The sequence below is a fragment of the Weissella coleopterorum genome (assembly GCF_011304355.1).
Classification (GTDB): domain Bacteria; phylum Bacillota; class Bacilli; order Lactobacillales; family Lactobacillaceae; genus Weissella; species Weissella coleopterorum.
The window spans coordinates 249,578-268,383 of the sequence record NZ_CP049888.1; the positions used below are offsets into that span (position 1 = coordinate 249,578).

Annotated in this window: 33 protein-coding genes; 32 read left to right on the forward strand and 1 reads right to left on the reverse strand. The window is 35.5% G+C overall.

Annotation, left to right across the window (positions count from 1 at the left end; all coding sequences use genetic code 11):
- The first annotated feature begins 55 nt into the window (after positions 1–55).
- The 29 genes from G7084_RS01295 to G7084_RS01430 all read left to right on the forward strand — a co-directional run bounded on the left by G7084_RS01295 (position 56) and on the right by G7084_RS01430 (position 14,230).
- Positions 56–277 (forward strand): hypothetical protein, encoded by a 222-nt coding sequence (locus G7084_RS01295; RefSeq protein ID WP_166009318.1) that lies wholly within the window; start codon positions 56–58, stop codon positions 275–277.
- A 13-nt stretch (positions 278–290) separates the two neighbouring features.
- Positions 291–1,067 carry a phage antirepressor gene (locus tag G7084_RS01300; protein WP_166009320.1) on the forward strand — a complete coding sequence of 259 codons (777 nt, stop codon included), beginning with the start codon at positions 291–293 and terminating at the stop codon, positions 1,065–1,067.
- A 59-nt stretch (positions 1,068–1,126) separates the two neighbouring features.
- On the forward strand, positions 1,127–1,348 hold the full coding sequence (locus G7084_RS01305) for a hypothetical protein (protein ID WP_166009322.1): 222 nt from the start codon (positions 1,127–1,129) through the stop codon (positions 1,346–1,348).
- A 6-nt stretch (positions 1,349–1,354) separates the two neighbouring features.
- Entirely contained in the window at positions 1,355–1,585 is a 231-nt protein-coding gene (locus G7084_RS01310) for a hypothetical protein (RefSeq protein WP_166009324.1), read from the forward strand.
- Between the two features lie 95 nt (positions 1,586–1,680).
- Positions 1,681–1,869, forward strand: coding sequence for a hypothetical protein (locus G7084_RS01315; RefSeq protein WP_166009326.1), 189 nt, complete (start codon positions 1,681–1,683; stop codon positions 1,867–1,869).
- A gap of 278 nt (positions 1,870–2,147) precedes the next feature.
- Positions 2,148–2,672: a hypothetical protein gene (locus G7084_RS01320; RefSeq protein WP_166009328.1), complete on the forward strand. Its 525-nt coding sequence runs from the start codon at positions 2,148–2,150 to the stop codon at positions 2,670–2,672.
- Between the two features lie 27 nt (positions 2,673–2,699).
- Positions 2,700–3,194: a siphovirus Gp157 family protein gene (locus G7084_RS01325; protein WP_166009330.1), complete on the forward strand. Its 495-nt coding sequence runs from the start codon at positions 2,700–2,702 to the stop codon at positions 3,192–3,194.
- A 10-nt stretch (positions 3,195–3,204) separates the two neighbouring features.
- A complete protein-coding gene (locus G7084_RS01330; protein WP_166009332.1) occupies positions 3,205–3,930 on the forward strand; it encodes an ERF family protein in 726 nt (241 codons plus the stop codon).
- Positions 3,931–4,644: a putative HNHc nuclease gene (locus G7084_RS01335; protein ID WP_166009334.1), complete on the forward strand. Its 714-nt coding sequence runs from the start codon at positions 3,931–3,933 to the stop codon at positions 4,642–4,644.
- Complete coding sequence (gene ssb, locus G7084_RS01340) at positions 4,610–5,104, forward strand: single-stranded DNA-binding protein (protein ID WP_166009336.1); 495 nt, start codon at positions 4,610–4,612, stop codon at positions 5,102–5,104. Before G7084_RS01335 ends, ssb begins: the two co-directional genes overlap by 35 nt.
- A 9-nt stretch (positions 5,105–5,113) precedes the next feature.
- Entirely contained in the window at positions 5,114–5,293 is a 180-nt protein-coding gene (locus tag G7084_RS01345; RefSeq protein WP_166009338.1) for a hypothetical protein, read from the forward strand.
- Between the two features lie 232 nt (positions 5,294–5,525).
- A complete protein-coding gene (locus G7084_RS01350; protein WP_166009340.1) occupies positions 5,526–5,924 on the forward strand; it encodes a hypothetical protein in 399 nt (132 codons plus the stop codon).
- Complete coding sequence (locus G7084_RS08110) at positions 5,921–6,109, forward strand: hypothetical protein (protein WP_206212044.1); 189 nt, start codon at positions 5,921–5,923, stop codon at positions 6,107–6,109. The genes G7084_RS01350 and G7084_RS08110 overlap by 4 nt, the downstream gene beginning before the upstream one ends.
- Positions 6,110–6,112: 3 nt before the next feature.
- A complete protein-coding gene (locus tag G7084_RS01355; protein ID WP_166009342.1) occupies positions 6,113–7,141 on the forward strand; it encodes an adenine-specific methyltransferase EcoRI family protein in 1,029 nt (342 codons plus the stop codon).
- 216 nt (positions 7,142–7,357) lie between these two features.
- Positions 7,358–7,807, forward strand: a complete 450-nt coding sequence (locus G7084_RS01360) for a hypothetical protein (protein WP_166009344.1) — start codon at positions 7,358–7,360, stop codon at positions 7,805–7,807.
- The gene (locus G7084_RS01365) at positions 7,800–8,240 is read left to right on the forward strand and encodes a hypothetical protein (protein WP_166009346.1); all 441 of its coding nucleotides are present in this window, start codon (positions 7,800–7,802) and stop codon (positions 8,238–8,240) included. Before G7084_RS01360 ends, G7084_RS01365 begins: the two co-directional genes overlap by 8 nt.
- Before the next feature lies 1 nt (position 8,241).
- On the forward strand, positions 8,242–8,493 hold the full coding sequence (locus tag G7084_RS01370; RefSeq protein ID WP_166009348.1) for a hypothetical protein: 252 nt from the start codon (positions 8,242–8,244) through the stop codon (positions 8,491–8,493).
- A 2-nt stretch (positions 8,494–8,495) separates the two neighbouring features.
- Complete coding sequence (locus G7084_RS01375; RefSeq protein ID WP_166009350.1) at positions 8,496–8,765, forward strand: hypothetical protein; 270 nt, start codon at positions 8,496–8,498, stop codon at positions 8,763–8,765.
- A gap of 1 nt (position 8,766) precedes the next feature.
- Entirely contained in the window at positions 8,767–9,126 is a 360-nt protein-coding gene (locus tag G7084_RS01380) for a YopX family protein (protein ID WP_166009352.1), read from the forward strand.
- The gene (locus tag G7084_RS01385; RefSeq protein ID WP_166009354.1) at positions 9,127–9,405 is read left to right on the forward strand and encodes a hypothetical protein; all 279 of its coding nucleotides are present in this window, start codon (positions 9,127–9,129) and stop codon (positions 9,403–9,405) included. It begins immediately after the preceding gene.
- Complete coding sequence (locus tag G7084_RS01390; RefSeq protein WP_166009356.1) at positions 9,392–9,574, forward strand: hypothetical protein; 183 nt, start codon at positions 9,392–9,394, stop codon at positions 9,572–9,574. The genes G7084_RS01385 and G7084_RS01390 overlap by 14 nt, the downstream gene beginning before the upstream one ends.
- Complete coding sequence (locus tag G7084_RS01395; protein ID WP_166009358.1) at positions 9,575–9,829, forward strand: hypothetical protein; 255 nt, start codon at positions 9,575–9,577, stop codon at positions 9,827–9,829.
- Positions 9,822–10,145 (forward strand): hypothetical protein, encoded by a 324-nt coding sequence (locus G7084_RS01400; RefSeq protein WP_166009360.1) that lies wholly within the window; start codon positions 9,822–9,824, stop codon positions 10,143–10,145. The genes G7084_RS01395 and G7084_RS01400 overlap by 8 nt, the downstream gene beginning before the upstream one ends.
- 105 nt (positions 10,146–10,250) lie before the next feature.
- Positions 10,251–11,320, forward strand: a protein-coding gene (locus tag G7084_RS01405) for an IS3 family transposase (RefSeq protein ID WP_166009362.1) whose coding sequence is annotated in 2 segments (ribosomal slippage) — positions 10,251–10,467 and positions 10,467–11,320 — 1,071 coding nt in all. Because the reading frame shifts where the segments join, the coding sequence is not laid out codon by codon here.
- Between the two features lie 240 nt (positions 11,321–11,560).
- Positions 11,561–11,851 carry a hypothetical protein gene (locus G7084_RS01410; protein WP_281346946.1) on the forward strand — a complete coding sequence of 97 codons (291 nt, stop codon included), beginning with the start codon at positions 11,561–11,563 and terminating at the stop codon, positions 11,849–11,851.
- 345 nt (positions 11,852–12,196) lie between these two features.
- The gene (locus G7084_RS01415) at positions 12,197–13,102 is read left to right on the forward strand and encodes a DUF6731 family protein (protein WP_166009364.1); all 906 of its coding nucleotides are present in this window, start codon (positions 12,197–12,199) and stop codon (positions 13,100–13,102) included.
- A 35-nt stretch (positions 13,103–13,137) separates the two neighbouring features.
- On the forward strand, positions 13,138–13,641 hold the full coding sequence (locus G7084_RS01420; RefSeq protein WP_166009366.1) for a hypothetical protein: 504 nt from the start codon (positions 13,138–13,140) through the stop codon (positions 13,639–13,641).
- A 46-nt stretch (positions 13,642–13,687) separates the two neighbouring features.
- On the forward strand, positions 13,688–13,885 hold the full coding sequence (locus G7084_RS01425) for a hypothetical protein (protein WP_166009368.1): 198 nt from the start codon (positions 13,688–13,690) through the stop codon (positions 13,883–13,885).
- 99 nt (positions 13,886–13,984) lie between these two features.
- Positions 13,985–14,230, forward strand: coding sequence for a terminase gpP N-terminus-related DNA-binding protein (locus G7084_RS01430; protein ID WP_166009370.1), 246 nt, complete (start codon positions 13,985–13,987; stop codon positions 14,228–14,230).
- Between the two features lie 109 nt (positions 14,231–14,339).
- Here the strand turns inward: G7084_RS01430 and G7084_RS01435 are convergent.
- Positions 14,340–15,409, reverse strand: a protein-coding gene (locus G7084_RS01435) for an IS3 family transposase (protein WP_166009362.1) whose coding sequence is annotated in 2 segments (ribosomal slippage) — positions 14,340–15,193 and positions 15,193–15,409 — 1,071 coding nt in all. Because the reading frame shifts where the segments join, the coding sequence is not laid out codon by codon here.
- Between the two features lie 16 nt (positions 15,410–15,425).
- On the opposite strand from G7084_RS01435, the gene G7084_RS01440 reads away from it, so the two are divergent.
- Genes G7084_RS01440 through G7084_RS01450 form a run of 3 tightly spaced genes read left to right on the forward strand, consistent with a single transcriptional unit; the run spans position 15,426 to position 18,801 of the window.
- Entirely contained in the window at positions 15,426–16,169 is a 744-nt protein-coding gene (locus G7084_RS01440) for a terminase small subunit (protein WP_166009372.1), read from the forward strand.
- Positions 16,153–17,385 carry a PBSX family phage terminase large subunit gene (locus tag G7084_RS01445; RefSeq protein ID WP_246163833.1) on the forward strand — a complete coding sequence of 411 codons (1,233 nt, stop codon included), beginning with the start codon at positions 16,153–16,155 and terminating at the stop codon, positions 17,383–17,385. Before G7084_RS01440 ends, G7084_RS01445 begins: the two co-directional genes overlap by 17 nt.
- Positions 17,386–18,801 carry a phage portal protein gene (locus G7084_RS01450; RefSeq protein ID WP_166009374.1) on the forward strand — a complete coding sequence of 472 codons (1,416 nt, stop codon included), beginning with the start codon at positions 17,386–17,388 and terminating at the stop codon, positions 18,799–18,801.
- Positions 18,802–18,806: the final 5 nt, after the last annotated feature.

The window sequence follows — 18,806 nt, forward strand, 5'->3', positions numbered from 1 at the left end:
AATTCCGGATGTAAATGATTTCTTACAATAAATTCCGAGGAAGGAGAAATATAAAATGTCAGAACAAAAAATGATTGAAGCCAGAGATAAATTTCGTATTCAAGTAACCACAGAATTACGAAAACGCGGATTTCGTTCAGATACTCAATTTGTAAATGAAATTGGCATCTCTACATTACCAGCTTTTACTGCTGCTGTAACTACATACACTATGTCTGATAAATCTATTGAATTGCGCCGTAAAATTCGTCAATTACTTGATATTGAAGATATATAGGAGGAGAAATCATATGAACAAAGTACAGATTTTCAATTTTGAACATTCAAACGTTCGAACAGTGACAGTGGAAAACGAACCATATTTTGTCGGAAAAGATGTCGCTGATATTTTAGGGTACAAAAATACTAAGGATGCATTGATAAAGCATGTTGATACGGATGATAAGCTGGGGTCGCGAATTACGACCTCAGGTCAAGCACGTGAAATGACGGTAATTAATGAATCTGGTGTTTATTCACTAGTTTTTGGATCAAAGCTTGATTCAGCCAAACGATTCAAAAAATGGGTCACATCGGAAGTTCTACCGTCTATTCGTAAACATGACGCATATCTAACCGATTCTAAAATTGAAGAAGTCTTATCTGATCCAGACACAATAATTAAAATTGCTACACAGTTAAAGGAAGAGCGCAATAAGAGCCTGATGTTAGAACAACAAGTCGCTGAAAGTCGCCCAAAAACTGATTATTATGACCGTATTATGAAATCAAAGTCATTAGTTGCTATTAGTCAGATTGCTGAAGATTATGGTTGGTCAGCGCAAAAAATGAATGCTAAGTTACATGACTTAGGTGTTCAGCATAAAGTTGGCAAACAATGGTTACTTTATGCAAAGCATAAAAATCACGGTTACACTTTTAGCGAAACTGTGAATATAGCTAAAAAAGATGGTAGCAGTGACGTAAAAATGAATACTAAATGGACTCAAAAAGGACGGGTATTCATTTACAACTTATTAAAAAATGTTGGTATTTTACCAACTATTGAACGTGATGATGTTGCTTGAAAAAGTTAACTAAACTAACAACACAAATAAAAAGGGTTTCCCGACTCAGGAGAAAGATTATGAAAGGACTAATCAAGGCAATTGATAAGTTAGCTGAGGCGATAATAACAGCAAAAGTTAATTCACCCTGGTTAAACCAGAAGCAAGCAGCTGCATATCTAAGAATGAGTATTAATTCGTTTAAGGATATTCAATTCAAATCTCATAGTTTATATGAGGAAGGCGTTGCAATTGAACGCTGGAATCGAAATGAACTTGATCAAGAAATGTTAAAGAGGTAATCAATAATGATAAACGCAATCTGTTTAGCAATTGGCGTGGTATTAGCACAAACGCCTCAAATCTTGCGAGAAGCTAGGCAAGATAAACGTGATCAAGAGTATTTAGAGCAACGCTCAAGGATCAAACAATCGAAGCCAGCACATCGGCAATATCTATTACAAAATGATCCAGTGGTTGAAGCTGAAAAGGCACACCAATACTTTGAACAACGTTCGGAGGTACGACAACGTGGCTAAACGATTTCGAAGTTCAAACGAACTTTACACAGATATCAAATGATTGGATAAGAGACGTTGAAGTCTCGGACAAGCATTTCAGAATATTAGCATACATGGTTGGTATGCCACCGGGGTGGGTATTTCACACAACGGTAATGGCCAAAGATTTAGGAAAGTCAGTTAAAACAATTAGGCATTATTTAACCGAGATGAAAAATTTAGGATTGGTGGACAAGGTAGATAAAAAAGACGGTAATTCTAAGTGGAAAATAGTGTACTCACAGTACACAAATGAAGAGTAAATAAAGTGTACTCACAGTACATTAATTTGTTAAAAGTGTACTCTCCGTACATCGAAAGTGTACTCACAGTACACCAAAAGTGTACTAGTTTACCTCCTACTAATACTAAGTTACTAATACTAAGTTAATATACTGATTTTCTGCCAACTTTAACTCTGGAAGAACGGCACCTTTTCTATTTACTTTAACTTATAAATCGTGTTGCTGAGAAAGGCGCAGGAGTTACTAAGTCTTTATGCAAAATTTGCCGTCGTCTGCTCGGCTGAAAGGAAAATACTTTGGATTATAAATTAAAGATCAATGATGAAATGATCGAAAACGGGTTTGCTGATAACTCTTTTACCAGAAGAGATACAGATGGACTTTATAGAAAACTCAAATCTTTTATTGGTGATGAACGTACTGCAGCTAATATTTTGGTTCTCGCCATTCGTCAAGCTGGGATTGAAACTAAATCCTATGACACTCGAGACATTGAATTTCAAGTTGATAACTTTATTCAACGAGAAGCTAAAACAACTGCCGCTGTAAAAGCGATTATTGAGAAGCGGAATAAGAAGCCAGTCAAACATGTAGATGCAAGAGAGACTGTTCCTGATTGGGATAAGCAAGAAGTTGTTGCAGTTACTCAAGAACGATTAGATGCACATCAAGCTAGGATACCTTGGTTTAATGATCGAGAGAAATATCAAGGTAACAAAGATGCATATAAAAAGATTTCCAAGTTTGATGATTGGAAAGCGTTGCAAACAAAAAAAGAGCTATCAGCGGGCACTGATAACTCAACCCATGCGAATGGGTAACACACATATTACAGGAGTAATTTTACTATGAATTTATTTAACTTAGCAAGTAAGTATCAACAAGTTTATGCAATGGAAGAAGATTCCGAAGGAAATCCAATTTCAATTGATGTCTGGATGGATACGTTGGAATCAATTGACGATGCTATCGAAGATAAGGCTGATGCCTATGCAGCGCTTATCAAAACGTTCAATGCGGATGTTGAAGCAGTGGATAAAGAGATGGAACGATTGCAGGGCATTAAAAAATCAAGGAAGAACAAAGTTGATCGTATGAAAGCCAGCTTACAGGAAGCAATGGAGAAGGTTGAAAAGACCAAGTTCAATACGGCTATCAATAAGTTCAATATTCAAAACAATCCGAAGAGTTTGGATATTAGAACAGGAGAACATGTACCAGATGAATTTATGAAACATGAAGCACCGAAGATTAACAGAGTGGCTTTATTAGCCGCAATGAAAAAAGGACTTGAAGTTGAAGGCGTTTCGGTGAAACAAACACGTTCACTTCGCATCAAATAAGGAGTGAATCATGGCTGAATATAAAACAATTTATGAAGCATTAGGGGCAACTCAAGAGAACATTGAACAGCCTAAGAAGACTGCCGAAAATCCAATGTTTAAATCAGGTTATGTCAATTTAGATGGGGTTGTTGCAGCTATTAATAATGCAAAGAAGAAAGCTGGAGCTAAGTTCTTTTGGACCAATACCGTTCGAGATGGGTTAATGTACACAACTATTTATGGTTATGGGGAGACGCTAGAACTTTCAGGTAGCCGAGTTGCTGAAAATTTGGGTAATCGTGGAACTAATGCGGCACAAGCAGAAGGTAGCGCATTGACTTATGCTCGTCGATATTCGTTAAGTATGGCATTTGGAATTGCTGCTGACGTTGATGATGACGGGAATGCTGTTCAGGTTCAACAGCAAGTCCCACAGTACAACCAAAATAACAATCAGGGTAATTATTCCAATAACAAGCAAAATGCTCCTAAGAAGCCTACAGAGCGTGAAATAAAGATTAAAAAAGTTCCGTCCATGATTAAAAAGGCCGTGGATGAATATGAAGCTAGTCCGGAACAGGTTGCAAAATGGAAAGCTATGGATCCTGAACAGGCGTACGCAAATATGGAACTTTACGTAACGACCTATCAACAGTCGAAAATAACTGAACTAGAAGCAAAAGAAGCAGAACAATCGAAAGAAGTTGCGGACAATTCTAATCCGTCGGATGTATTTGAGCACAAGGTGGAATAAATGAAGCTATGGGGACGTGTAGTAAGTGTTTTGGGTAATAAGGTTACATTCGCCGTTGAAAGCAAAGAAGAGGCAAATAAGCTGCTTGAATTGCTAAATGATGGCAAGCCGGAAGCAATGTTACATGTTACTGATGGCAGAAATGTTAGCCCGAAGCAAGTTAGAAAAGCGCATGCCATTATCGAGGATTATCGACGATTTTGGAATGAGCCAACTATTGCAGATGCTAAACGGGTTTTGAAAGATGCTTTCTACTATGACACCGAACATGAAGCATTTAGTTTTTCAAATACGGATGTGACCACAGCAAGGAAATTTATATCTTACATGGTGACGAATGCCATTAGATTTGGAGTACCGCTTAGTCAAAGCGCCAACGACATTCAGGACGATATAGACGTTTATATGTATCAGTCGTTGAAATATAAGTCGTGTGTTCTTTGTGGGAAGCATGCTCAAGTTCATCATATTGACACCGTTGGAATGGGAAATGATCGTAAATTAGTAGACCACCGGGGCAAGCGATTAATTGCATTATGTTGGGATCATCACGCAGAAGCACATCAAAAAGGATGGCCCACATTTAGTCAGGTATATCACGTTAAAGGGATCATATTAGATCCGAAAACACTTAATGATTTAGGAATTATGACATACAAACGAATGAAGGAGATTGACGATGAACAGAGTAGTGCTAGTAGGACGTCTAGTTAGAGACGTTGAATTACGTTACACACAATCAGGAACAGCAGTAGCATCATTTAGCGTTGCTGTTGATCGACGCAAGACTAATCAGAACGGGGAGCGTGAGACTGATTTTATTAACGCCACAATTTGGTCTAAGGCAGCAGAGAACTTTGCGAGCTTCACTTCAAAGGGTTCACGGGTTGCGATTGATGGTCGATTACAAACAAGCAGTTATCAGAATCAGCAGGGACAAACAGTTTATAGAACGGAAGTAATTGTTGAAAATTTTGACTTATTAGAGACACGGGCAGAATCAGAAAATCGCCGAAATGAACAAGGCAATCAAGCACCGATGAATAATAGCACTCCATTTGGAACACCAACTAACAATCAAGGCGGAGCGCCTAGCGGTGGTTTCAAACCGCAGATCGATCCATTTGCTAATAATCAAGAGATTGATATTTCTGATGAAGAATTACCATTTTAGGTGACTGATATGGGATTAGACGGAATTACAAACCGATTTAACGAGAAGTTATCTGATATTGATAAAAAATTCAATGGCGATTATGACACTAATCAAGACGTCACAGATATGATCGAAGATTTGTCGGATATAAGCAAAGAGTACAACGCCGCAAAGGCATTTCAAGAACGGAAGGGTTATAACGGATGAAGTTTAAAAAGGTATGGAACATAACAACGTTAGCTATTGAAGTCATCTCAGTATTATTTGTATCAGCGGTCGGTGTGTACATTGTTTATGATCAAGCCACAGACCTATTCGGGTTAAAGATTTGGGGTACATTCAGAGCGTGCATAATGTTTATTATCTTGATGTTTTTTATCGAATTTATGGTGCGGTTATTTATATTCATTCTGGAAAGTATTAGATAAGGGGATTTGTGATGTATACAGTATCAAAAGAAATTATGGACGAGTTAAATACTCTTAAAAACGGTAATAGTATCAGTACAATCAACGAACTTATGATTGATATTTTTAGTAAAGGGCTTGATTTATACGCTTGGTTTTATAAGAGCGATGCACTTACTGAAATAATCGCCAAAGAGCAGGCGGTAATTGAATATGTGTTACACGGAGCTAACAATTTCAAGCTCATTAGTGAGAGTAATAACGACTTCATTTATATGGATGAATCGCTAGCGGCTACTATTCAACAACTACGAAAAATGCCAGATGTAAAAGTAGCTCTAGTTATGGATGAACAGCCTATTTTGAGTAATGAAACTAGATTCGTTGAAGCGTATTTACACCCTGAATTAATCAAGGTTTCTGAAAAATGAAATACGCATTTAAAAATAAAGATGGTCGCTACTTTCAAGAACGCTATTTGATGAGTGGCAAGCGGTCGTGGAAGTTTACAGATGATTTACGCAAAGCCTACAAGGAACGAAGCAACACGCCTCAATATGAACGCTACATTGAGAGCAAGTTTGATGGGCTGGAATATGAAAGGGTGGAGATATGAAATATGACTAATACGAACTTATCAAATGCCAAAAAAGCTAAAAATGACGAATTTTATACACAATGGGGTGATATTGAAAAAGAGATGAATGTCTACCTTGAATTTAACCCTGATGTATTTCGAGATAAGACAATTCTATTGCCTTGTGATGATCCGGAATGGTCTAATTTCACTAAGTATTTTGCGCATAATTTTAATAATTTTGGATTGAAAAAACTTATTTCAACAAGTTATGCTCATGCAAGTGAGCAAATTGAAACAAAGACCAAAATAAAGGGTAAAGTATTTACGCTTGAGGCTAAAGATATAAACAAACGTAGCGAAATAGATATCGATGATTTGGAATTTGAATATTTATCTGATGATGGAGATTTCAGATCGGAGGAAGTAAAAAAATTAAGAGATGAAGCCGATATCATCATTACAAATCCGCCCTTTTCATTATTTCGTGAATTCTTGGCGTGGATTATGGAATCTGATAAAGAATTTTGTATTATTGGGAATATGAATGCTGTTACGTATAAAGATGTGTTTCCACTTATTGCACGTAATCAAATGTGGTTAGGTGTTACAAGAACTGGGAGCGGTTCAATGTGGTTTCGGGTTGATGGTAATTTTCCGGTTAAAACTGGACAAAAGTGGGAAGAAGGAAAGCGATACCAAACTATTGGAAATTCGGCTTGGTTCACTAATATAGACCACGGTAGGCGCCATCAGCCATTGAATTTAATGACTAGGAAGGACAATCTAAAATTCAACAATCATAAAGGAAAAGTGACATATCCTGAATATGATAATTATGATGCAATTGAAGTTCCTTATGTCGATGCAATACCATCGGATTATGATGGTGTAATGGGCGTCCCCATTGGATTTCTAGGTAAATATAATCCAGATCAGTTTGAAATAGTTTCTTTCCGGAAAGGAAAAGATGGAAAGGATTTAGTATACAGCTTGAGTCGAGTCCAGCCGAGCAGAGTTCAGCCATATCTCCGGATTCTTATCAAGCACAGCGATACCGGGACTCATTAAGAACACCGAAGGACGAATCGGGGACAGAATTACGTACGCTAGAATCATCATTAGGTGGAAATATAATTGAAAGACCTAATGGCGGTGCTAAAATTCATGGGGTTGAGGTGTACAGGCGTATTTCTATTAGGCGAAAATAGTAATGAATACTGAATTGAAATTCCTAGACCTATTTAGTAGCATCGGCGGATTGATTAAAGGATTGGAGAACGAATGATGGATTATTTAGCATTTGGAATTTATGTGTTAGCTGCTGTTTTTGCATTTTGGTGTTCATGGGTTATGTCAAAAGAAAGACGTAGATATGAAAAATCTACAAAAAAAGTGGAAACAATTGTAAATGAATATCTTGAATATTATAAAGAAGTTTTAGATGGACATGGATCAGTTGGAGATGCAGCTGCTATGTATAAGGCTCTAAAAATGATCAGTACTCTTGATGGATTCGCAGCGGATGAAGCTAAAGAAGTATTAGAAAGGATCAATAAGCCATTCAGTTTTACATCTGTATTAGGTGTGGATTCTGATCCAGAAGGTAAATTCAGCGCCAACCAAGTGTATGACATTTTACATGCAGCTATGGGGACAATTGAGGAAGAGCATGATAGAAAGCAATTTATTGGATTTTTAAAAGCATTGAAAGCAAAGGAGACTACCAATGACTGATAAAAATAAAGTACCTACAGCAGTGATGGTTGGGCTATATGAAGTAGCAAGTAGAGGGTATGAAAATTATCAATGTTTGTTAGATGGCCTCTTTGAGGACGTTGATGCTCTAGGCTTTTGGGTATATGGTGGCGATCACGATAGTTCTGTTACTAGGATACGTGAACAAGCCGTAATCGATTATGTATTTAATGGTGCTGATAACTTTGAAGTTAAAACACCAACGTGGGTGATTGTTAGTAAGAACTCTGGCGAGGACGGCGATTGGTATTTCCTTAGAAAAGATACCAATTTTATACCTACATGGTGCCCTGATTTTGGTCAAAGTAAAGCTATCGCTCTTGACTTTGCTACACGTATCACAGACCCAAAGTTAAAAGATGCCCTGTTATATGCCAATAAAGATTTTGAAGCAATCGAGGTGGAGGAATAGCATGAAAGTATTTGATTATAAAGAGCAATTTGATGTTGTTAAAGACAGAATAGATAAAATGGCTGAAGAGCAGGGATTTGACCCTAAGACAGATGAATTTGTATTCGTTCAACCTTATAGTAAAACGCAAGCGATTATCATATCTGCTGTAAAAGATGATGATGGTAAACGACTTATTAAGATGCAGGTTCAAGATTTAGTATTCGTGGATGACCCTATTGATGGCGTGTTAGATGTGTTGGGAGATGACTAATCATGAAAGCAAAGAAGAAGCCAATTGTTTTAGATGTATGGCAAATTGATGTAGAAGCTTTGAGAAAATATGAGGCACCCAATTGGGTAATTCATGAGTGGGATAATTCTATGGGCAATATTAAATCCTATGATGATGGATTACTTATATTAACTTTAGAAGGTAGCATGACTGCAAAGATAGGCGACTATATCGTCAAAGGAACAAAGGGAGAGATTTGGCCCGTGCGTAAAGATATTTTTGAAGAGACATACGACATTGTGGAGGAATAGCATGCGTGAAATTAAATTTAGAGCGTGGGATATTAATTCCGGTAAATATGTAGAAGATACGACTAATTATTATTTGCGTTTATCAGATCATAACGTGTTTATTTCGGGTGGGCGCGTATTGTTTAAAAATATAACAAATGACTTAATCCTAGAACAATACACCGGTGTTAAAGATGAAAGTGGTCAAGAAGTCTACGAGGGCGATATTCTAATTGATCCTGACGATAACCGAGTTTATGGTGTTGTAACCTTTGACAATGGCGAATTTAGTGCAAATGGAGATCGTTTGTATGACGAAGTAGCCAGCACCTTTGTGGGTGGCAATATCCACGAGAACCCGGAATTATTGGAGGGTGAGTAAATGAGTGATTTGGGCGATTATTGGAGAGAAGCAAAACAAGCCAATAAAACACACAGAGAGCGCCAATCAATTCTGAATGTGGAATGGCTGTTATCTACTAATTACGAATGTGAGCTTAAAGCAAATGGTTTAGCGGTAATTACAGTTGGCAATCGTAAACTAGATTTTTGGACCACAACAAATAAATGGTTTGATCGTAAGTCACATAAATACGGTGAAGGCCGGTGTAAGTTGGTTAAGCATATTGAACGTTTGGAGGGATTGGATGGAACCAAGTGATAAGGGTAAAAAATTCAAGACTAAATTTACCGAGGCATTAGTTTCTCGTGGTGCCATCGGGACGTGTGTGGACGAATACGATACTGATTTAGGTTTGAGACTGTTGTTAGTAGATTTTTTCCATTCTACATTTTGGATATTGAAGCGTGATTTGAATGAGGTTCAGTAAATGACTAAATTTATTAAAAAATGGTGGGCTGAAATATTTATGGGAGTTGGTGCAATATTCTATTTGTTCAATTTGACAGTCAACAGAGATTGGCACAACTTAATAATGGCAGTGATGCTGTATGCGGTTATAGGAGTATTAGATGCTACGGTATATATTAAAGATGAAATAAACGATTTTAAGCAGGAAAGAATCAATTTGCTAACTGAGATACTATATAGAACTTTAAAATCGCGGGAGGGTATAGATGGCTAATCAAGTAGTAGCTGTTACCAGTTCCAGATTAAACGATAGGGATACCTCTGAATTGTACGATTATTTGAGCCAAGGATATGAAGTTAGAATGGCCATATCAGTTGATGATTATGTCGAGTATATTTTAGACCCGCCAGTCGCAGAAGTAACGGCAAACGTGCGTAAAGAATTTAAAGTTATTGCGCTAGACGATTTGGAAGATGCACCCCCAATAATGGAAAAGTTATTGAATGTTGGTTGGTCAATGGGATATAGCACTGAGAAGCTATTCTTTTTTGAAAGAGTTGTGCAGGACAAGGAGGGGACAGATGGCTGATAATGTGGATAAGTTAATGAAGCTTTATTTTAATAATATATGGCTCCTATGATGGAATTACGGACAAATTGTTCGATATAATACATCATAAAGGAGCTTTTTATTATGGTTATCAAATATTCAAATGACTTTAAAGAATCGATCGTAAGCTTGCATAAAGTTGGTCGTTCAGCTAATTCATTAGCAAAAGAATACAACGTTAGTGTTTCAACGGTTTCTAAATGGGTTAATCAAGCCGATCCTAACAATACGAAAGTATTGTCAGCAAATGAAAGGGCATTGATTAAAGAAAATAAACAACTAAAAGAAGAACTTGATATTTTAAAACGAGCAGCGGTGCTTATGGCGAAAAATTGATCATCAAAGGACGTATTCCTACCTTAAAAATTATTAATGACAATCTACAGGTTGGGCACCGCATTACTAAAATTTTGAACGTCCTCAGAATTCCACGATCGACTTATTATGGCTATATACATTGGAAGCCTGGTAAAACACTTCTTCGTCGCAATTTCATTAAGCAAAAGGTATTAGATGCATGGTTAAAATATCCTATGTATGGATACCCGCGATTAACAATTTTATTAAATCGTCAGTTAAAAATTAAAATTAGCCAGCGTATGGTTTATAAACAGATGTACGCTTTAAAAATTAGGTCTAGGATGACTAAACGAATTAATAAGCCTAAAACACATACTGAATATGATCAACGACCAAATCTAATTAAAGGATTACCTGATCAATCCAATATTCTTTTAACAGATATTACGTATATTCCCGTTAAAAATACTTGGGTTTATCTAGCTAGTATGTACAATCCCGTAACCCGGCGGGTTATTTCTTATAAAGTTGGAAGTCATATGACTAAGGAATTAGCAACCGACGTCATTAATCAAGTCGCAGTAAAGTCTGTTAAACCAAGCATTATTCATAGCGATATGGGGAGTCAGTATACAAGCGATTTATTTGAAAGTACTTTAACTCGTTTTGGGATTAAGCATTCTTATTCTCGTAAAGGACAACCTGGTGATAACGCAAGAATTGAGAGCTTTCACTCAATTTTGAAGCGTGAATACATTAATTTTCAAGAATTTAAGACAATTCATGAAGCAATAGCTGGCATTGATAGCTATATTCGCTGGTATAACAGTGATCGAATTTCCCTTGTAGCGTAGCTACAAATAAATCATATTAATATCCCGTTTAAAACGATAAGTATAGACGGGTTGTTTAGAATGGCATGGAAACATTAAAGGATGCACTTTTTTAGATAAATCACATACTTTACCAGTACGTTAAATAATTAAAACGTTTTTCAAAATTTATTCGTATTTTTATGTCCGAATTATTGACATAGGAGCCTATTTCCAAAATTAATTGATTTTAAAAAAGCTGAATTAGCTGTTCATAGTAGTATTGATGAGAATATCGGAGGCGGGAAACTGGAGAACGATTATAAGAATCCAGTAGAAGGGGCTATGTCTAAAATTGAGATGAGTGAAGAATTAAATAATCTCATTAGGCAAGAGTACATTATTGGATCATTTTATAAGAGTGCTAGACCTGATATTCAAGAGGTATTGGTTGATAAATATCGGGATAATAAGAGTTGGGATAAGATTGCAGACGATAGACATATAGATGAAAAGACGGCCAGACGTTGGCGAGATGACTTCAAAAATGGAGTTTCTGCTTGGATTCCGTAAAAGGGTGTCCGTTTTTAGAAGCATAATGCCCGTTTTAGGGTGAAAAAAGGTGTTAAATTAGTATTATCGAATAATTGAAAAAGTAAGTCTCCTTTAAAAATTAGTTACTTAATTCGCGCATGGGTTATTCGATTAAATAGTAGTAGACGTAGGTCTCGAGCCTCTTAAACCTCTTTGTTGCTCGGTTAGAAAACTCGTGTAAGCTGCAATGCTTACCTACTATATTCAGAATTTTTATTCTGGAACCTTTTAAATATTTTTTCACATTGATTAGACAAGTTGATTACTTGTCTTTTTTGTTGTTTAATATAGTAGAATGTGAAAAAAATATTTAGGGGTAACAATATGACTGTTAAAAAAGTTAAATTTTCATTCTATAACATTTCTTTGTCTCAAAATGGAGCAAGAACAAAACTAAAGTGGGAAGATTTTTTAGAATATTTCCCAACGGAAAATTCAGATGATACTGGTAAGAAATTTGGAAATCAAGATGGTAAATATAGAAATTTAGATTTTGGGAATGGCATCATTAGATTAGACCATATGTCTGACAGAGACGGATTTTTATACATGAACTTTGTTAAATTATCAGAAAACGGGGCTTCAAAGGCAAAGGCTATTAAAAGCGGTATTAAGGATTTAGATTTAGATGAAGACGAATATGTTGCTTTTGACGTATCTGCTATCGTTGATAAAGCAAGTGGTATAATGATGCTTCAGAATAACAAATTTGCCATGACTGCAAAACGGTTTGTAGAGTATATTAATTTATTTTGGAGTTATAATAAATATAACAAAGGTAGGTCAGCTATTTGTGTCGATGAGATACCTGCTGATGAAGTTAATTTAAAAAAAGGTAAAAATTTTAAAAAATTCCATTTTGCTGTAGAAGATTTTAATGATGCAGAATCAAGAAATTTACCTTCCTCTCTGTTAAGTGGATTAAGAACCATTAATAGATACAATGGGTATAAAGTGGACATTACCATTTCTAAAGAGCGTAGCGGGAATAAATTTTTATTAGAAGATGCCATTAGAGAAGATATTGAGAATGTTCGGGGATTCAGTAAGGCCGAGGTAGTATATTTAGATGATTATACTGAAAAAACCGAGACGTTAGATTTATTAGATGAAAATAAAACACTGTTTTTAGAATTCGATATTAGACCAAAGGAGATGTTGGATCCAGTGGAGATAGAGGGAGCAATGAGAGCTCGTATGGAGATTGAAAAATCACATAAGTTTAAGTAAATAAGTATAGCTAAGAAGGGAGTTTTATATCTATTATGAAATTTATTAAAAATTCTTGGATAGAAATTGTCTCTTTTATTGTATTTTTTGTTTTTGCATTATATCTGATGAACAATGATGTAAATGGATTTGTTAAAAATGTTTTAACGTCATTTGATATGGCTATGACAATAGCATCTATATTCATTGGACTATTTGGTGCGATGTTTGGTTTGATTATGGCTAAAGATGTCAATGAATTATTTGATAATATGATTAAAAATAGAATTTTTAATTACTATAAATGGAAAGTTTGGGAATCGGTAATAATTTCCTTTATAGTATTAATTTATTCTTTTTTATTAAAATTTATAAGCTATGCAATAACAGTAGTGATTCTTAAATATTTATATGTATTATGGTTTGGATTAATAGGATATTTTTTTGTATCCGTGATTATTATGATGTGGTTTTTCATAAAAGCTATTTTAGATACGCAAGAACGTAATGCTAGTTTACGAACTCCTGCTGATAGTTACGACAAGATTAATAAAAAGTAAAATTAACGTCTGACAAATGTTAGGCGTTTTTTTGTAGGAGGAAAACATGTTATTTAACATTACAGGTATATTGGCTTTAACCATATTAGGACTGCTATGTTTGGGAATAAACATGAGTAAAATTAAATTATTTGAAATTATTGTATGTATTTCCTTGTTAGCAATCGCGGTGATCAAAGGTAGCTCCGAAATGGCAGCATTTGCAGCTATGCTTGTGTCGTTGTTTATTTTGGATTCACTATGAAACAGGAAGATTATAGAAAGTTAGAGAGTCAGATCATTGGTCGATTAGATAAGAAGAAGCGCAAGCAACAAAAGAAGAAGTAGGAGGTGGTGATATGACATGACAGAGAAATGGGAAGAAGCAGAACAAGACTATTTAACTGGTATGAAGTATAAGGACATTGCCGCCAAGTATGACGTAACGTTAAATACGGTTAAGTCGTGGAAACAACGTTATGAATGGTCCCGAAGTGGCGCACCCCCTAAGCAAAAAAGTGTGCACACAAAAGGCTCCTATGTCAATAATTCGGACATAAAAATACGAATAAATTTTGAAAAACGTTTTAATTATTTAACGTACTGGTAAAGTATGTGATTTATCTAAAAAAGTGCATCCTTTAATGTTTCCATGCCATTCTAAACAACCCGTCTATACTTATCGTTTTAAACGGGATATTAATATGATTTATTTGTAGCTACGCTACAAGGGAAATTCGATCACTGTTATACCAGCGAATATAGCTATCAATGCCAGCTATTGCTTCATGAATTGTCTTAAATTCTTGAAAATTAATGTATTCACGCTTCAAAATTGAGTGAAAGCTCTCAATTCTTGCGTTATCACCAGGTTGTCCTTTACGAGAATAAGAATGCTTAATCCCAAAACGAGTTAAAGTACTTTCAAATAAATCGCTTGTATACTGACTCCCCATATCGCTATGAATAATGCTTGGTTTAACAGACTTTACTGCGACTTGATTAATGACGTCGGTTGCTAATTCCTTAGTCATATGACTTCCAACTTTATAAGAAATAACCCGCCGGGTTACGGGATTGTACATACTAGCTAGATAAACCCAAGTATTTTTAACGGGAATATACGTAATATCTGTTAAAAGAATATTGGATTGATCAGGTAATCCTTTAATTAGATTTGGTCGTTGATCATATTCAGTATGTGTTTTAGGCTTATTAATTCGTTTAGTCATCCTAGACCTAATTTTTAAAGCGTACATCTGTTTATAAACCATACGCTGGCTAATTTTAATTTTTAACTGACGATTTAATAAAATTGTTAATCGCGGGTATCCATACATAGGATATTTTAACCATGCATCTAATACCTTTTGCTTAATGAAATTGCGACGAAGAAGTGTTTTACCAGGCTTCCAATGTATATAGCCATAATAAGTCGATCGTGGAATTCTGAGGACGTTCAAAATTTTAGTAATGCGGTGCCCAACCTGTAGATTGTCATTAATAATTTTTAAGGTAGGAATACGTCCTTTGATGATCAATTTTTCGCCATAAGCACCGCTGCTCGTTTTAAAATATCAAGTTCTTCTTTTAGTTGTTTATTTTCTTTAATCAATGCCCTTTCATTTGCTGACAATACTTTCGTATTGTTAGGATCGGCTTGATTAACCCATTTAGAAACCGTTGAAACACTAACGTTGTATTCTTTTGCTAATGAATTAGCTGAACGACCAACTTTATGCAAGCTTACGATCGATTCTTTAAAGTCATTTGAATATTTGATAACCATAATAAAAAGCTCCTTTATGATGTATTATATCGAACAATTTGTCCGTAATTCCATCATAGGAGCCAAACAAAAAAGTATGCACACAAAAAATAACGTTAATGACGTGATTGATGAGTTAGATGAATACGGACTGACTGATAAGCAGAATCTGTTTGTAGTGCGGTATTTGAAGTCATTTAATGCAACACAGGCATATATGGATGCTTACGGTGTTGATTATCAATCAGCTAATAGGTCGGGTTCTAGATTGTTGGTAAATGTTGATATTCAATCGGCTATCAAACGTATCAAAGCAGCTCGATTAAAAGACGTTGCAGTTGAAGAAGAGGACATAATAGCACAGTGGGCTAAGCAATCATTTGCGGACGTTGGAGATTATGTTGAATTTGGTGGTCATGATGAATATAAAATAGATAGCCAGGGAACTGTGTTGGATATTAACGGTAATCGGGTGATTAACCATAAATCTTACGTTCAGTTAAAATCAAAGTCTGATGTCGATACAACAGCAATTAAAAAGATAACCGTTGGAAAAGATGGTCCGGTTGTTGAACTGTTTGATAAGACTAAGGCACAAGAGAATTTACTTAATATCATTCGTGGTGTTGATGAAGCTAAGGCTAGAAAAACTATTTCAGATGCCAATATGTCTGAAGCTAAACTTGAACAAATTACTGCTAAACAAGATGATATTGAAACTGGGTTGACTAATGTAATGGATTTGTTGATGAAGGGTGATAAGAATGATGGAGACGCTTAAAAATGCATATACATTAAAGCAACGAGAAGCTTTACACGTAGCATTTGATGGTGATTTTCGGATGCTGATCCTTCATGGTGCGGTTCGAACTGGTAAAACAGTTGTAAATAATGATGCTTTCGTAGCTGATGTATTAAGAATTAGCCGGTTACCTATAAAAGAACGGGGTAGGCGGCCTCAATATATATTAGCTGGTTATTCAAGTTCAACACTTCAAAACAATGTCTTAAATGAGTTGACCAATAAATATGGTTGGGAAGCTAAGTTTGATAGACATGGTAATTTCTCGTTGTTCGGGGTTCAAATTACTGTTACTTATACTAATTCCGAGCGTGGAGTTGGTGCAATTCGTGGTATGACAGCTTATGGAGCTTACATTAATGAGGCTTCATTGGCTAATCGTGCTGTATTTGATGAAATTTTAAGTCGTGTATCTAAACCAAACGCACACATTTTTGTTGATACTAATCCCGATACTCCAACACATTGGTTAAAGACAAATTATATTGATAATAAGGATCCAGATGCCCGAATAAAGAGTATTCAATTTGTGTTAGATGATAATACGTTTTTGTCAGATGATTATGTTAAATCTTTAAAAGCTGAAACACCAAGCGGTATGTTTTATGATCGTAAAATTTTAGGACGTTGGGTTAATAGCGAAGGTGCTGTCTATCGAGACTTTGATGAGTCAAAACATTTCATTAAAGGGAACGATTTACCACGTATTAATAATTATTTTGCTGGAGTGGACTGGGGTTATGAACACAAAGGAGTTATTCAAATTTGGGGCGAGGATAGTAATGGTATTGTCTATTTAGTTGATGAGACTGCTAAGCAACATAGAGAGATTGATTATTGGGTTAATGTAGCTAAGAATTATGAAAATAAGTACGGCAAATTAGTATTCTGGGTCGATTCAGCTCGTCCTGAACATGTAAGTAGATTTATAAATGAGAATTTAGATGCTAGAAACGCGGATAAACGTATCTTAAAAGGTGTTGAAGATGTGGCTCAACGAATTAAGCAGGATAAGTTATTTGTGATTAAAGATAATGCCCCGGAATTCGCGTCTGAGGTATTTGATTATGTGTGGGATGAAAGAACCGGGAAACCCATTAAAGAGAACGATCACGCTATGGATACAGCTAGGTATGCGATTCATAATCAATTCGCTGATAATAATAAAATTCAAGTATTGGAGGGTATCTTTTAAATGGCTTTAAAATTTAATGCTGATAATTTATCGGCTGATGAAAATGACGTTTTTTATTTTGATCAAACAGACAATGAAATACTGTCCAATGAAGAATTGGGAGAGCTAATTAGTGTTCATTCACGTAAAATCGTTAAAAGATTTAACAAGTTGATGCGCTACTATCTAGGTCGACATGATATTTTGAATAAACCAAATAAGTCTAAAGGTAAGCCGGATAACCGAATTGTCGTTAATTTTGCTAAGGAAATTGTTGATAATGAAGTGGGTTACTTTGCCGGTACACCGGTAAAATTTGATTATGATGAAAACGGTATTCAAAACAAAGAAATTGACAAGAAAATTGCTGATTTTGTAAATATGAATATGTTGTCGGACACCGTTGCTGAACTGGCTAAACATGTTGATATATTTGGTAGATCAAACTTATTATTGTATCAAGATGAAAATGCAAATACATTAGTTAATACAATTGATCCGCGCCAATCGTTCGTGGTGTATGACACTAGTATTAATAAGAATATGGTATTTGGAATTTACTATAATCAATTAAAACGGAATGGTTCAGTTAGTGGTGTTTTATATACCAAAACGAAGAGTATTGATTTTGGAGGAGATATATCAGGGAACATCACTTTTGGGGATGAAAAAGATAATGTATTTCAAGATATTCCACTTATTGAGTTCTATGCATCAACTGAACGTCAAGGATTGTTTGAACAAGTCATTTCATTGATTGATTCAGTAGAACAGGCATTTAGCAATAAAAATAATGATATTGATTACTTTGCTAATACTATTATGAAAGTTATCAATGCTTCAATTGATCAAAAGAACGTCGAAGCCATGATTGATAAAAGGCTGTTGAATATTCCGAGTGTATCTAGTGAGAATGGTAACGTTGATATTGATTTTTTGAATAAACCTGATGCTGATAATATCCAGGAGCATTTCTTAGAACGGGCCATTGATTTTATTTACTCAAAAGCAAATAGCGCTAATTTCAATGATGAAGTATTTGGTAATGCATCTGGGACTGCTTTGGAGTTTAAACTTCAATCTATGTCGAATGCCGCTGGAATGAAAGAACGTAAGTTTAAGACTTCATTGCAACAGGTATTTAAGTTAGGTTTTCAAGTAGGAGCATCCTTGCCACATAATCCGGGTGCTGAGAAGTACGTAAATATGACGTTTAAGCGAACAGTTCCACATAATGTTCAAGATGAGGCTAATACGGCAAAGACATTATTAGAAGTAACTGATGAACGTACAGCTTTATCAGCTTTATCAATTGTTGATGATCCGGATGCTGTAATGGAAGCTAAAAAGCAGGATCAGAAAGTCAAAACCAAAGGTATGTTAGATATGGTTCAACAAAATGAGACGAGCGATAACGCAGTATCTGATAAGGAGTAGATGAT